A 13,609-nucleotide genomic window follows, 5' to 3' on the forward strand; every position below is an offset into this window, starting at 1 on the left:
TCGATGATTGAAACTGGTCATGATTTTAATTTTATACTATACAAAAAGGAGAGAATATAATGTTGAAAAAAACAGTAGTACCACAATTTCAAGAAGGTTTTTTATGGGGAGGCGCTACGGCTGCCAATCAGTTAGAGGGAGCATTTGATGCTGATGGGAAAGGTTTATCCACCTCAGATATGGCTCCATTTGTACCTTATGATGCACGTAATGGAAAGGATTTTACCTTTGACGTAAATTCGGTTGAACTTGAGCAATATTTGAATGGAGATACAGATACTTATTTTCCAAAACGTAATGGGGTAGATTTTTATCACCGTTATAAAGAGGATATTGCACTTTTTGCTGAGATGGGCTTTAAAGTGTTTCGGATGTCCATCGCTTGGCCACGTATTTTCCCAACAGGTGAAGAGGAGACCCCTAATGAAGCAGGGCTAGCTTTTTATGATAAAGTGTTAGACGAGCTTTTAAAATATAATATCGAGCCGTTGGTAACGATTTCTCATTACGAGATGCCTGTTGCACTTTCTCAGAAATATAATGGCTGGGAAGATCGTAGATTAATAGATTTGTATCTTAAATTTGCGAATACCTTATTTGATCGCTACAAGGATAAAGTGAAGTATTGGATTACGTTTAATGAAATGAACATGATGCTTACAAGCTTATATACAGGTGGCGGAATTTTAGAGGATAAAATTAAGGGGAGCAAGGAGCAAGTAGGTTATCAAGCGACACACCATCAATTTGTGGCAAGTGCGTTAGCGGTGAAAAGTGGGAAAGAAAAAATGCCAAATGCACAAATTGGCTGTATGATTTGCCGTTTAGAGACGTATGCTGCTTCAAGTAAACCTGAAGATGTGCTACAAACGTTAAAAGAAGATCAAATGAACCTCTTTTACCCAGAAGTACAGGTGCGTGGAGAGTATCCATCTTATATGGATCGTTACTTTAAGGAGCAAGGGATTGAAATAGTGAAGGAAGCTGGGGATGATGAAATTCTTCGCAACAACACAGTGGACTTTATCGCATTCAGTTACTATATGACCTACATTGGAAAATATGATCCAAATGATAACAGTAATTCAGGTATGCTTGTAAGTCAGATTAAAAACCCGCATCTAGAGTTGTCCCAATGGGGCTGGCCAATTGATCCGATTGGGCTACGTATTGCATTAAATCGCTTGTATGATCGTTATCAAAAACCACTATTTGTTGTGGAAAATGGATTAGGTGCAAAGGATACGCTCGAAGAGGATGGTACGATTCATGATTCCTATCGAATTGACTACCTACGTGCGCATATTGAGCAAATGAAGGAAGCCGTTGCAGATGGCGTAGAGCTTATGGGCTTCACAAGCTGGGGACCAATTGATATTATTAGCTGCTCTACTTCTGAGATGGCAAAACGTTACGGATTTATTTATGTCGATCAGGATAACTTAGGTAATGGTACACTTGATCGCTATCGTAAAGATTCCTTCTACTGGTATAAGCAAGTGATTGAAAGTAATGGAGAAGTGTTGTAAAGGGAGGTGCATTTGAAGGTGGAGACAACCTTTATTGGAGATCTAAAGATATTTCCGAATTAGGCTATAATTTTGGATTTGGAGATACAGTGTTACTTACACTTGTACCTACTCAAAATGGAGCGCGGTCTCAACTATGGGTGAACAGTAAAATAGTGTATGACCTACCCAATCATAAATCTCAACCAACAACAGCTCGTGTTGCATACACACATGGTTGTAAGGATCAATATGGATATGTCCAACACAATACAGCGACTTGGTCTCAAATTGAAATACTCCGTAATGGAACTTGGGGAGGATGGGGGGCAAGCAACTGGGGATATGCTCCATATAGAAAAAATGCTAATGCTTATGGAATATATACCGAGCATCCTGTCTCTGCCTATTTAGCTAAGCCTAATGGTCCTTCACCAGCAGGATAAAGGAAACGAACATTAAGCTTAAAATAAGTTAGATAGATTCTAAAAACTGCCGAGATTCTCGGCAGTTATTTTTTTAGCTGTTTAAGTTATAAGTTTTATTATTTAATTTTTGATTCTTGCTCCAATTGCAAGGGGGGTGCTTGATACTGCTGGTACAACAACTTGGAATGATTCAGACACCGTTGATGAACCACCCACCTCTAATTCCAAAATATCTAGACCATACCATCCTGGAACATTTCCCCATTGATTATAAGGAGAGTATCTATATCCAATTCCTTTATAGTAAAAACAAGGGAAAAGTGATCCTCCTGAGCTACCAATGAATATTTGAAATTTACGTGAGGAGCTACTAGTATTTCTTATTGGCAATGTTATATTGATTTGTTGACCATAGTTTCCTAAAACACCACCAGATGCCCCACCACTATAATCTGCCACCCATGGTACATCAACGCCGTTAAAGGTATCACCTGCAGCAGCAAGAGTATAATATTTCCCTTTTGAATCAGTTGATGCTAATGCATCAAATTTAGTTGTATTCCAATAACCGCCTTGACCAATCCCCCGAACTCGGTTTGATCCATCAACGGTAGCAGCAGCATTTCCGTTTCCTGAATTTGAAATATAAGCTAAATCCCAAAAGGTAACACTTGCATCCGTATTATTTTGGGCATTAGTTACACTTACACGAGCTATTATTCCAAACACGCCGTTATTTGGAATTTGGTTTTGTAGAAAAATATTTCCGTATCCTCCTGGTTGAATCGTTACTGTAATCGGGGACGACATACTTGTGTTCCAGAATGAAAGCCAAGCGTTAGAATCTGGCTGGACTCCAGCAAATTTTGTTAGACCATAATTAGATGAGGAAACTTTGACTGGAAATGCGTTAGGATTATGAATTAGGATACAGTTAGAGATTGCAGAACCTGTTTTGTTAGAATGCCAGGTATAAATTTGACCTGTACCTTTAACTGGTGCCCGATTTAAAAAATAACCGTTATCAGCTAGGGCTGTTTTTGCAACTGATTCTGGGTTATTGGAATAAAAGAAAAAACCACCAGCTAAATTCGAAGTCCCTGATCCACGCGGCTCAGCACTATTATATCCGAATAAAAACGGAGAACTATTATTAATAACGACAGTACCCATGTTATCACTCCATAACTATAATTTTTTTATGAGAGATTACTAGCGAGTAAATTTCATCTCAAAATTAATCTATGAAAGAAAGTTCATAGATTCTTGTGGTAATGACATGAATTTTATAAGATTTCTAAAATTTAGCATGGGGGATACATTTTTATGAAAGATAGAAAAATATATTTATATAGTATAAAATTGGAATAATATAAATCTAAGCTGGAGGACTGATATGAAACGTTCGTATTTGTTTCTTATACTGTTACTGGTATTAAGTGCATGTGATACTGCTACAAATAATATGAAGGCAAATGATGTGTCTAAGGTGGAGAATAGCGCAACGATGGTTACTCCAACTAACGGTGATCAGAATAAATCAGAGACGAAGATATCTCCTGCTTTTTTAGCAAAGGATGATAAAAAATTATCGATTCAGGACTATGAAACTGCGTATAAAATGACGACAAAGGCATTAACCCAATATTATAATGCAATTCGGAATCATGCAGAGTTCGATGTTGATACTTATTTCTCAAATGAAAATTTAAAGCAATATACGACTAAAAAAATAAAAGATCAATATAACCTTGCTCTAAAGCATGATCTTACGAGTAACATTGTGACAAATGTTGAGTTTGAAACCGATGCGGTAAAATTTGTAGATGATGAAAATCAATATTTATATCTGAAACTAAAAGCAGATATCCAGCATGACGTAGGTGGTTATGGTGAAGTTACTGAGTTCCTTGTCCAAAATCAAGAGGGCAAGCTTGTCATTGTAGATTGGTATTGTGGTGCAAAGGATAGCTATGACATGACTGTACGTGGAGCTGGTCAGGTCATCAACAATCCTAACGTTTGGAATGATCATGAGTGGGTTGAGCAACTTATGCTTAAAGCTGCCACAAACGAAGTTTAACTAAGCTGATTGTTCTTATTTGTTTCAGATTGAGCCTCTTTTCATATACTTTTTACATATTTATCTCATAGAATTGCCCAATTTGGTTGTTATTCTTAATACAAATCCAAACAAGAGGTGATTCAATTATGAAAAAGTGGACAAAACAAGTAGCAGCATTAGTAACAGCAATTAGCGTGATGGGCGCAGGTACAAGCGCATTTGCGGCTTCCTCGGAAGTTTCAAATAGTAAGGCACCTGTGAAATCATCCGTAACCAGTTCAAGCAGCACAACTAAAGCACCTGCATATAAAGCAGCAGAGAAGAAAACTACAACAGGTATTACACCAAAAACGACTACCAAGCAAACACCAGCTACAAAAACAGAAGCTAAAAAAGCGACAACTACAAAACCAGCAACAAAAATGACAACTACAAAGCCTGCAACTAAGAAAACTACTAAAGCTGCCACACCAAAAACGACTCCCAAAAAAGTAGTGAAAAAAGCCAAGGCAGTTAGCAAAAAGCATAAAGCAATTAAAAGCAAGAAACAACACAAAAAAGTTAACAAAACAGTGAACAAAAAACATGTAAGTAACAATAAAAAAGTAGAAACTAAAGGAACAACTAAAACAACAAAGCCAGCAACAACTACTAAAACAACTACTCCAGTAACTAAGAAAAAATAATAAAAGCTTTAAATTTTCATACTGAGATTTACTGATATTCAGAAGGCGAGAGCTCCCATTGGACTCCCGTCTTTTGTTCTATTAAAATATCGTTAGTAGTTTTTATTTTGTTGTGGGGAGAGAATGGTCATGCAGAAAATCGTTGTTGTGGATGATGATCAATTTATTTTACAGCTTCTATCCGAATATTTACGTAAGGAAGGGTATGAAGTTACTTCATTTCTGAATGGGAAAGAGCTGATTCCGTTTGTGAGATCGTCATCACCAGACTGTATGATATTAGATATTATGATACCAGGTATCGATGGCTTGACTTTACTAACAGAGCTTCGTTCCTTTACTGAAATGCCTATTATTATGATCTCCGCACGTGGAGAGGAAAATGATAGAATTCAAGGCTTGGAATTAGGATGTAGTGATTTTTTGAGCAAGCCCTTTAATCCACGTGAACTAGTGGGTCGAGTTAAGGCGATGCTTCGTCTCTCCGAGGCTGGTTATGGACATAGCAAAGGCCAAGAGACTTCTAAAGATAAGGGTTGGGCTATCGGTAATGTACGGATTGAACCTGAATTTCGTCGGGTAACGATCAATGAGGCGGAAGTTCCATTAACCTCGCGTGAATTTGAATTGCTGCAATTTTTAGCGTCTTATCCTGAACGACCCTTTGAGAGAGAGCATTTAATCCAGCAAATATGGCAATATGATTTTTTAGGGGATATTAGGGTGGTTGATGATCTTGTGAAGCGTGTCCGCCGTAAGTTATCTGACTCTGATTCTACCTTAATGATTGATACGGTATGGGGTTTTGGCTATAAAGTATCCGTTCGGCAGGTTTAATATGAAGACGATTAGAGGTAAGCTATTGTTTTCTATGTCTGCTGCGATGTTAGCAACGATTGCAATTACGATTGTGCTGTTCATCCATCTCATCGATGATCTTATTTTAAATCAAGCCAAGGCGCAGCTTCACCAGCAAGTGCCTAGAGCTTTGGAAATTTTAAATAGTGGGGATTTAAAGGATTTGGATCGAACAAGCTTTAAATATATTGTGCGTGATGTGATGTTTGATGCGGATTACTTAGTGTTTGATAAAAATCATCGTATTATAGCAGCTAGCGATATTAAAGAGGAAGGGACAGTTTTTCACTTTAACAGTCATGATGGTGAAGGAACAAGCTCACTCCAAGGCACAAAAATTATTTATGCTCAAGCGGAATTAAAAAATACACCGTATCGGATTTTAATTTATTCTCCTTTGTCATCTGTACGAGCATTGGCAGGCTCTATTCTTAAAACAACCTTATTAGCAACGGGAGCTAGTTTTGCGGTTATACTCTGCATTGGTTTACTAACCGTTTCTCAAATTGTAAAGCCGCTTAATCGTTTAAAGGAGAAGGTAAGTGTGTATGAGCCAAGCCACCCAGCGGTGAATTCATTTCCAAGTGATGAGAAGGGGGAGATTGGTGAGCTTAGTCATACTTTTCAGTTAATGGCTGACCGAATTTCCTCTCATCATCACAAGCAAATCGAATTTTTGCAAAATGTATCACATGAGTTAAAAACACCATTGATGTCGATTAACGGTTATGTATATGCGATTCGAGATGGGGTTGTATCTCAGGAAAATGGACTTCAGGTCATCACCTCCCAATCTCGCAGGTTAGTTGAAATGGTAGATAAGCTCTTGCTTTTATCCAAATTAGAGGCATTAGAAGAGGCTTGGCCTGAAGAGGAGATAAATGTACAGCAATTGGCACATGAAGCGATTGAGTTAATGACTCCTGCTGTTGTGGAGCGCAACCTATCTTTACAACTTGAAGGTCATAATTTTGAGATTAAAACGACAGGGGAGCAATTGTTCCGTATCCTTTTAAATTTACTGCAAAATGCAGTGCGGCATACAAATAGCAAAATTGTGGTAACAACAGAGCAAACCGATAAAGGATGGATGTTGCATGTGGATGATGATGGGCCAGGCTTAGCGGAGTCGGAGCGCACAGAAGTATTCGGAAGATTTGTCACTGGGGCAAATGGTGTCACTGGGTTAGGTTTAGCAATTAGTTTGCAAATTGCACGCCATCTTGGTGGTGAACTTGTTTATTCTGATTCTCCTTTAGGTGGTGCTAGATTTAGCTTAATTCGATCTCATGGCTAGAAAGCCATCAATGATCTATTGTCACCGTTTAGGTAAATCAGCTTATAGATTGAAGTAAGGCTGCTAGAATATCCAACCCTCATACTATGTTATATAATGTGAAATATAAAATGATAAATGAAAGATTCAGTAACTAAGCCGTTTAAGGCTATCTAAATATTGATTGAATTCTACGTAAGGGAGTATGCTATATGATCAAAAAAATGGACTGGGAACTAGGGAAATGGCTTAATCCACCATTATCTGCACAAAAAGAAGGTGATTTCTTTAAAATTCAACCCGAAAAAGGAAGAGATTTTTGGAAAAAGACGTTATATGGTTTTGAATTTGAGGACGGCGCCGCATTGTTAGAAGAGTGGGATAACAGCACAGCGGTAGAAGTTTCCTTTTTGCTATCTTCGTTTACAGAGCTATATGATCAAGCAGGCATTTTACTTTATCAAGGGCCAGAGCAATGGATTAAATGTGGAGTGGAAATGAACGATGGAATTCCGCAGGTGTCGGCCGTTGTTACTGATGGCTATTCCGATTGGTCGCTTGCCGCGGTACCTGATTGGGTGAACGAGGAGGTCACGCTTCGGGCATCCATTATAAAGGATGCTGTCATAATACGTGCTCGAACGGAGAATCATCCTTGGCGAACGATTCGTGTTGCTCGTTTCCCTTATCAGACAGGGAATCAAGCGGGTCCTTATACTTGCTCGCCAACACGTGAGGGCCTAGAGGTCACCTTTACACGTTGGGCATTTACACAACCGGATGAAAACCTTCATACTGACCCAGAGTTATAGATTTTATGGCATACAATTTTATATAAATAATATAAATTCATTATTGCTGTGTGTTCCCTAGCGAATATACATGCAATAATGTTTTTTGTTTGAGTAAATTCATACATATAAAGTAGCACATGTGGACTCCAATATAACATTTTTTTCTGAGAAAAAATTCACATAGAAGGAAATAAATTTATAACAAAAAGGTTTAATATACGAAGCAGTATCCAGCAACTACATGGGGAGGATGTGTTAATGATGAGAAAACCATTTTTTTTACTTTGTTTGTTTCTTTTAAGTACATCGTTGCTCGCTTGTAGTGAAGCCAAGGAAAAGGAAATGCAGCCAGAAAAGAAAATATATACAGGATACCTTTCTTTAGAAGGGAATAAGTTGCTAATAGATGATTTCGAGTTTATAAGCTCTAAAGACAAAGCAAGAATTAAGGAGTTAGGGTTAAATGATATGGATATGCCAAATGGGTATTATATTCATAATGAAACAGATGAATTAAAGACATTTATATTGGATGAAAATACTAGTTATATGTTTTTTGACTCTCAGAATCTTTTTGTTAAGGAAGAAGATGATAAAAAATATACTACAAAGAGTCTGGATGAATTTAAAACCTACTTAAATCCCGGTGGAAACGATCCAAATACAATCCCATTTGAGATCGAAACGCAAGGAGAAAAAGTAATTTCTATTAAAGAGATTTATGTCCCTTAAGCTACGTAGCTAAGTGGTGATCAATTTTACCAGAAGGTGTCCTTTCTTTTTTAAAAAATAATAAAAACCGATGAATTTTTTTACGAATCGTAAATGTTCACCGGTTTTTTCATCTATAGGCTGGGTTATGTCCAAGGTTTACTTGTTAATTCTAAATAACTTAACACTTAATAAATTAAAGTATAAGCGGGGTCACTAATTTTAAGTCTATCTTTTAACCCTGAGGTGGCGTATATTTTTTGCTCATTCGTAATAAACAGAGCTTCAACACCATCTAAACCTTCGATATATTTTAGTCCTTCTTTCACGCCCATGACAAAAATACCTTTCGTAAGAGCTTCCGCTTCTACGGCATCTTTACCGATAATCGTCACACTTTCCAACCCGTTTTGAATCGGATAACCGGTTCGAGGATCAAAAATATGATGATATCTCACTCCATCTTGCATAAAGAAACGTTCATAAACACCAGACGTATTAATGACCTCATTATTTAAGGTTATTGTTCCAAGGGAATTACCTCTGCTTTGATCTGGATTTTGAATTCCTAATAACCAATCCGAGCCATTTAGCTTTTTACCTACGGTAATAATACTACTACTTCCCATATTGATTAAGGCACTTGAATGACCGTTTTTTAACAAATATACTCTAATTTGTTCCGCAGCGTATCCTTTCCCGATTCCACCAAGGTCTAGCACCATACCTTTACGCAAAAGCTTAACACTATGCTCCTGCTTATTTAATTCAATATCCTTATAGTTGGTTAATGCCATTGCAGTGTTAATTTCGTTTTGCTTAGGAACATGAGCACCCTCGTTCCCGATTTTCCATAAGTCAACGAGAGGGCCAATTGCGATATCAAAAAAACCATTGGTTTTATCTCCGTATTCAATAGAACGAGCAATTAACTCAAACAAATCAGGGGAGACCTTAACTGCAGACACACCAGCGGCAGCATTAATTTGCTGTATTTCACTACCAACCTTATCTTTATTCATTTTATCGTCTAAATCATGAAGTAAATTTCCGATATCTGTTAATGTTTGTTCATTTGCCTTTTCACCAAATACCTTAACTCTCACCACGGTATCATAAATGAAATAGTCTTCTGTTACAAAATCAGAGGTAGAAGCGGGAGTAGGGTTATCCTTTTTCTTATTTTGAAGCAAATAAATGCTAGTTGCAGTAATTAACAACAATATTATACTGGCTGTAATAATGACACTTTTTTTTCTCATGAAGGGCACCATCCGTTAGTTGAAGTGAAATAATGTATCCAAAGCAAAAAGCATACGTGAATCAGTAAAATCTATTATAACAAATAACTCCTTAGTAGCATGTGAAAATAAATAAAAAATATTTGTATAATTTGTTTAGGATTGCAGTTTAGCTAATAATAACGTAATATATATGATAATAATTATCATTATCATTAACTAGGAGGAATTATATAATAATGAATCATGAAATGATGGATGTAACGATTATCGGCGGCGGTCCTGCGGGATTGTTTGCTGCTTTTTATAGTGGTTTACGTGAAATGAAAACAAAGCTTATCGAGTTTCAACCGATGCTGGGTGGGAAGGTGCATGTGTATCCTGAAAAAATGATTTGGGATGTGGGTGCAATAACACCTGTGCCTGGTGCACAACTGATTGAGCAGATGGTGGCGCAAGGTCTTACATTTGATCCAGAAGTAGTATTAGGTGAAAAGGTGACTTCGATTGCACAAGCGGAAGAAGGTCATTTTATTCTACATACTGCATCAGGGGATCAACATTTAAGTAAGACGGTTATACTTGCCATTGGAGGTGGGATTTTAAACCCTACGAAGCTAGAAATTGAAGGGGCGGAACGTTTTGAGGTGACGAATTTAAATTACACCGTAAAATCGTTAGCTCGTTTCAAAGATAAAACGGTATTAATTTCGGGCGGAGGGCACTCTGCGGTAGACTGGGCAAATGAATTATCATTAATTGCAGATAAAGTATATTTGACCTACCGTAAGGATCAGCTTAAAGCACACGAAGCGGATATTACTAAACTGGCAAGTAATGGTGTTGAAGTTTTATTTAATACCTCTATTAAAAAGCTTATCGCTGGTGAAGATCAATCATTAATTGAAACGGTATTACTAGAGAAAGGTGAAGACAGTTCTGAAATCGAGATTGCTGTGGATGAAGTCATTATCAGTCATGGCTATGATCGTGATAAGGAATTACTTGAGAATTGTGAAGTGAAGTTTGATATGGAGGAAGAATACTGGATTGCTGGAAACTCCATGAGTGAAACTTCTGTACCAGGCATTTATGCGGCAGGAGATATTTTAAATTACGAAGGTAAGCTGCATTTGATTGCGGGTGCTTTTCAAGATGCAGCAAATGCAGTGAATAAAGCGAAAAAATTCGTGGCCCCAGAAGCAAGGGAATATGGAATGGTATCCTCACATAATGACCTATTTATAAAGAAAAACAGAGAAATTATGAAGGATGTTTATAAAAAGTGAGTCATCAGTACTTGACCGCTAACCCAAACTAGCGAAGGGGCAGAGAGATTCTGAAGATTGTCTCTTAAAATCATATTCCATCAATACATTTACTTCAATATAAAAGGAATATGATTTTAACACAATCGCAAGAACTCTCTGGAGCGTAGCTACCACCTACTAGAGGTTATCAAGTACTAATTTATAAATAGAGCCTTATTTTTATCCTGCAATCACATCGCGTTTTTTTAGCCACAGGCTGGCAAACAGCCAACAAGCTAGAATAAATAGAAGGCAGTGTAATATAAAAGTAGTCCCACTGATTGGCATTGCACCCTCTGGATTTGTTGCTTTCATCCCTAAAGCAAGTAGGGAATAAGGGTAATAAGCGCCCAAGCCTTGGGCTAAAAATGCCACGCCACTAAATCCACCAATCAGTGCAATTCCTACGGGTACAGCAAAGCTACGAATGATTAAGGACAAAATAAGCTGGATTGCACAAATAACAATACCTGCAATTGCCCCTCTGACTAACCAGCCCAATAAATCAAGAGGAACCGAGCCGCTGACACCTGCTAACCAACCAGAGGCAATAAATAACACTCCTATCCAAACCATAGTCAAACAAACCATCACAGAAGCAGTAAAAAGTTTAGCGAAATATAAATACGAAATTCGAACCGGTGCTGTCATTGCCGCATTCCAATTATGATTCGTATGCTCCATACGATATAAATAAGAGCAGTACACCCCAATTAATGCAGGGATAAAAAAGTAGCAATTAAATAAAGTATGTTGAGTCCACAGACTATACCAATAGTTTTGTAAAACTGCTTGGTTTTGTAAATAGTTAAAGGTGCCCATAATTGCCGGTAAGATCGGCAGTAATATAAAGGAAAGCCAAACAGGATTACGCTTCATTTTTAACCATTCTGCGGCTATTGTCGCTTTTAGCATGTCGTTACAGCTCCTTTCTTACAAATGCACTTCGACCTAATGCATATACAATAGCAAACACTACAATTAGTATGAAAAAGCCAGACCAGTTGGCAGGTAGCCACTGAAATGTGCTCACTCTGGTTGCTTCATCCCAGGTCATATTTACAACCATTAAGACACCATAATATCCCCAAGGAATTAATTTTTGTAGCCATTGAGGAAAAAACATACTAAATAGACCAAACAAGCCACCAAGTAGGCCAACAGTTAATGCAGCCATTTGATTTTTAAATAAGAGCGATAATACTTGCTGGAGTAAATAAAGTGTTAGGCTGACAGAAGCAACAAATAGTAAATAATAAGCCAGCATTAAAGATGGAAATGGTTCAGTAAAGCCTTTTACATTACCATACCCAATCATGACACCAACCTGAAGAAAAATTGCAGCTAATATATAAAGCGCCCCACAAACAAACTTAGCATCAAATATTTTTCCAGCAGGTATAAATGTACGAAGCAGCTTGAATGTATTTCCTTTATGCTCTATATCACATAACCTAGAGGCAGTGACGGCAGCAACAACTGGCATAATGAGTGCATTGAGCAAAGGCAACTGGTACATAAAACGTTTCCAGCCTTGTGCTAGCTCTGTGTTATCCATTTTACGAAAGGCCCATAGTAACCATAATAGCTCTACAGCGATGAGTGCAGCGATAATGACCCATATTTTACGCTTGCGTGTTTTTTGAAACTCAGCTAAAAGTGCCTTCATTACAAACTCACCACCGTTCCTGTAAGCTCAAGGAAGATGTCCTCCAAGCTCTTGCGACGTTCCTCAATCCGTACAATCCCAACAGCATGCTCAGATAAAATATGCGTCATTTTAGCAAGTAAATGATCTGCCATATGAGGTAACATGATATATCCATCCTTAAACTCACAATGAATACCCATAGATTGCATCACTTGTGTAGCAGTTACGTTATCTATTGCTCTAAGCGCTAAATGGGCTTGACTTCGCTCATGAAGAGTGGGTAGCTTATCTTGGAAAACGAGCTCGCCTTGGCTAATAATTCCGACATTTGTAGCAATCTGATCGATTTCACTTAACAGGTGACTAGAGACAACGACAGTCATTCCAAATTGCTGAGGCAAGGAGCAGATCAGTTCGCGCATTTCCTGGATCCCAGCAGGATCAAGTCCATTTGTGGGTTCGTCCAAAATAAGCAGCTTTGGGTTTCCTAACAAGGCACAAGCAAGTCCTAACCTCTGCTTCATCCCTAATGAAAATTGTCCTACTGGTTTTCCTTTCGTGTTATCCAGCCTAACAATGCTCAGAACCCGCTTAATATCCTTTTCAGGTACGCTACGTAGTGTCTGAGCTATTTTTAAATTTTCCTCCGCTGTTAAGTGACTATAGTAGCTAGGAGATTCAATGAGTGATCCTACATTTTTTAATATAGCGAGCCGATTACGGCTATTCATTTCCTTGCCAAACACTTCAATCTTTCCATCCGTTGGTTTAACTAACCCAAGAATAAGCTTTAAAGTTGTCGATTTTCCAGCTCCATTTGGTCCAAGAAAGCCATAGACAGCTCCCTCTGGTACTGATAAATCGAGGTCTTTTACTCGAAGGGTCTTACCATATTGCTTACATAGACCTTGCGTCTTGATGATGGTTGCCACTAAAAACAACTCCCTTTCCAAATTTGTTTCTAGTGTAGCAATACGTCCTTTCACATAACTTTCAGCTACCTTTCATTTACCTTAAGCTTTTGCGTATTCGTTCAATCCTGTATAGGAATAGGCTATAATGAATTTAAAATTTAGAAAAA

Annotated in this window: 14 protein-coding genes; 9 read left to right on the forward strand and 5 right to left on the reverse strand. The window is 37.8% G+C overall.

What is annotated here, in order from left to right:
* Nucleotides 1-59 precede the first annotated feature (59 nt).
* Nucleotides 60-1,529: a glycoside hydrolase family 1 protein gene (locus ABE099_RS15390; RefSeq protein ID WP_430032004.1), complete on the forward strand. Its 1,470-nt coding sequence runs from the start codon at nucleotides 60-62 to the stop codon at nucleotides 1,527-1,529.
* A gap of 140 nt (nucleotides 1,530-1,669) precedes the next feature.
* Nucleotides 1,670-1,954, forward strand: a complete 285-nt coding sequence (locus ABE099_RS15395) for a hypothetical protein (protein WP_430032005.1) — start codon at nucleotides 1,670-1,672, stop codon at nucleotides 1,952-1,954.
* Nucleotides 1,955-2,056: 102 nt separating this feature from the next.
* Here the strand turns inward: ABE099_RS15395 and ABE099_RS15400 are convergent, their stop codons facing one another.
* Nucleotides 2,057-3,109 (reverse strand): hypothetical protein, encoded by a 1,053-nt coding sequence (locus ABE099_RS15400; RefSeq protein ID WP_430032006.1) that lies wholly within the window; start codon nucleotides 3,107-3,109, stop codon nucleotides 2,057-2,059.
* Between the two features lie 223 nt (nucleotides 3,110-3,332).
* Between ABE099_RS15400 and ABE099_RS15405 the strand changes: the two genes are divergently transcribed.
* The 6 genes from ABE099_RS15405 (at nucleotide 3,333) to ABE099_RS15430 (ending at nucleotide 8,347) form a co-directional block, all read left to right on the forward strand.
* Nucleotides 3,333-4,019: a hypothetical protein gene (locus ABE099_RS15405; protein ID WP_430032007.1), complete on the forward strand. Its 687-nt coding sequence runs from the start codon at nucleotides 3,333-3,335 to the stop codon at nucleotides 4,017-4,019.
* 128 nt (nucleotides 4,020-4,147) lie between these two features.
* Nucleotides 4,148-4,687 carry a hypothetical protein gene (locus ABE099_RS15410; RefSeq protein WP_430032008.1) on the forward strand — a complete coding sequence of 180 codons (540 nt, stop codon included), beginning with the start codon at nucleotides 4,148-4,150 and terminating at the stop codon, nucleotides 4,685-4,687.
* Between the two features lie 129 nt (nucleotides 4,688-4,816).
* On the forward strand, nucleotides 4,817-5,524 hold the full coding sequence (locus tag ABE099_RS15415) for a response regulator transcription factor (RefSeq protein ID WP_430032009.1): 708 nt from the start codon (nucleotides 4,817-4,819) through the stop codon (nucleotides 5,522-5,524).
* Between the two features lies 1 nt (nucleotide 5,525).
* Entirely contained in the window at nucleotides 5,526-6,842 is a 1,317-nt protein-coding gene (locus tag ABE099_RS15420) for an ATP-binding protein (RefSeq protein WP_430032010.1), read from the forward strand.
* A gap of 191 nt (nucleotides 6,843-7,033) precedes the next feature.
* Nucleotides 7,034-7,633 carry a DUF1349 domain-containing protein gene (locus ABE099_RS15425; protein ID WP_430032011.1) on the forward strand — a complete coding sequence of 200 codons (600 nt, stop codon included), beginning with the start codon at nucleotides 7,034-7,036 and terminating at the stop codon, nucleotides 7,631-7,633.
* A 243-nt stretch (nucleotides 7,634-7,876) separates the two neighbouring features.
* Entirely contained in the window at nucleotides 7,877-8,347 is a 471-nt protein-coding gene (locus ABE099_RS15430) for a hypothetical protein (RefSeq protein ID WP_430032012.1), read from the forward strand.
* A 167-nt stretch (nucleotides 8,348-8,514) separates the two neighbouring features.
* Here the strand turns inward: ABE099_RS15430 and ABE099_RS15435 are convergent, their stop codons facing one another.
* Nucleotides 8,515-9,588 carry an FAD:protein FMN transferase gene (locus tag ABE099_RS15435; RefSeq protein WP_430032013.1) on the reverse strand — a complete coding sequence of 358 codons (1,074 nt, stop codon included), beginning with the start codon at nucleotides 9,586-9,588 and terminating at the stop codon, nucleotides 8,515-8,517.
* Nucleotides 9,589-9,806: 218 nt separating this feature from the next.
* Between ABE099_RS15435 and ABE099_RS15440 the strand changes: the two genes are divergently transcribed.
* Nucleotides 9,807-10,856, forward strand: coding sequence for an NAD(P)/FAD-dependent oxidoreductase (locus ABE099_RS15440; protein ID WP_430032014.1), 1,050 nt, complete (start codon nucleotides 9,807-9,809; stop codon nucleotides 10,854-10,856).
* A 201-nt stretch (nucleotides 10,857-11,057) separates the two neighbouring features.
* Here the strand turns inward: ABE099_RS15440 and ABE099_RS15445 are convergent, their stop codons facing one another.
* Genes ABE099_RS15445 through ABE099_RS15455 form a run of 3 tightly spaced genes read right to left on the reverse strand, consistent with a single transcriptional unit; the run spans nucleotide 11,058 to nucleotide 13,460 of the window.
* Nucleotides 11,058-11,792 carry an ABC transporter permease gene (locus ABE099_RS15445; RefSeq protein WP_430032015.1) on the reverse strand — a complete coding sequence of 245 codons (735 nt, stop codon included), beginning with the start codon at nucleotides 11,790-11,792 and terminating at the stop codon, nucleotides 11,058-11,060.
* Nucleotides 11,793-11,796: 4 nt separating this feature from the next.
* A complete protein-coding gene (locus ABE099_RS15450) occupies nucleotides 11,797-12,546 on the reverse strand; it encodes an ABC transporter permease (RefSeq protein WP_430032016.1) in 750 nt (249 codons plus the stop codon).
* Complete coding sequence (locus ABE099_RS15455; protein WP_430032017.1) at nucleotides 12,546-13,460, reverse strand: ABC transporter ATP-binding protein; 915 nt, start codon at nucleotides 13,458-13,460, stop codon at nucleotides 12,546-12,548. The genes ABE099_RS15450 and ABE099_RS15455 overlap by 1 nt, the downstream gene beginning before the upstream one ends.
* Between the last annotated feature and the right edge of the window lie 149 nt (nucleotides 13,461-13,609).

Source organism: Paenibacillus turicensis (assembly GCF_050461185.1).
Lineage (GTDB): Bacteria > Bacillota > Bacilli > Paenibacillales > Paenibacillaceae > Fontibacillus > Fontibacillus turicensis_A.

What these genes read in the sequence shown, in the direction of transcription:
- ABE099_RS15390 (WP_430032004.1), top strand. Translation starts at nt 60, where the DNA reads ATGTTGAAAAAAACAGTAGTACCACAATTTCAAGAAGGTTTTTTATGG.
- ABE099_RS15400 (WP_430032006.1), bottom strand. Translation starts at nt 3,109, where the DNA reads ATGGGTACTGTCGTTATTAATAATAGTTCTCCGTTTTTATTCGGATAT.
- ABE099_RS15405 (WP_430032007.1), top strand. Translation starts at nt 3,333, where the DNA reads ATGAAACGTTCGTATTTGTTTCTTATACTGTTACTGGTATTAAGTGCA.
- ABE099_RS15410 (WP_430032008.1), top strand. Translation starts at nt 4,148, where the DNA reads ATGAAAAAGTGGACAAAACAAGTAGCAGCATTAGTAACAGCAATTAGC.
- ABE099_RS15415 (WP_430032009.1), top strand. Translation starts at nt 4,817, where the DNA reads ATGCAGAAAATCGTTGTTGTGGATGATGATCAATTTATTTTACAGCTT.
- ABE099_RS15420 (WP_430032010.1), top strand. Translation starts at nt 5,526, where the DNA reads ATGAAGACGATTAGAGGTAAGCTATTGTTTTCTATGTCTGCTGCGATG.
- ABE099_RS15425 (WP_430032011.1), top strand. Translation starts at nt 7,034, where the DNA reads ATGATCAAAAAAATGGACTGGGAACTAGGGAAATGGCTTAATCCACCA.
- ABE099_RS15430 (WP_430032012.1), top strand. Translation starts at nt 7,877, where the DNA reads ATGAGAAAACCATTTTTTTTACTTTGTTTGTTTCTTTTAAGTACATCG.
- ABE099_RS15435 (WP_430032013.1), bottom strand. Translation starts at nt 9,588, where the DNA reads ATGAGAAAAAAAAGTGTCATTATTACAGCCAGTATAATATTGTTGTTA.
- ABE099_RS15440 (WP_430032014.1), top strand. Translation starts at nt 9,807, where the DNA reads ATGAATCATGAAATGATGGATGTAACGATTATCGGCGGCGGTCCTGCG.
- ABE099_RS15445 (WP_430032015.1), bottom strand. Translation starts at nt 11,792, where the DNA reads ATGCTAAAAGCGACAATAGCCGCAGAATGGTTAAAAATGAAGCGTAAT.
- ABE099_RS15450 (WP_430032016.1), bottom strand. Translation starts at nt 12,546, where the DNA reads ATGAAGGCACTTTTAGCTGAGTTTCAAAAAACACGCAAGCGTAAAATA.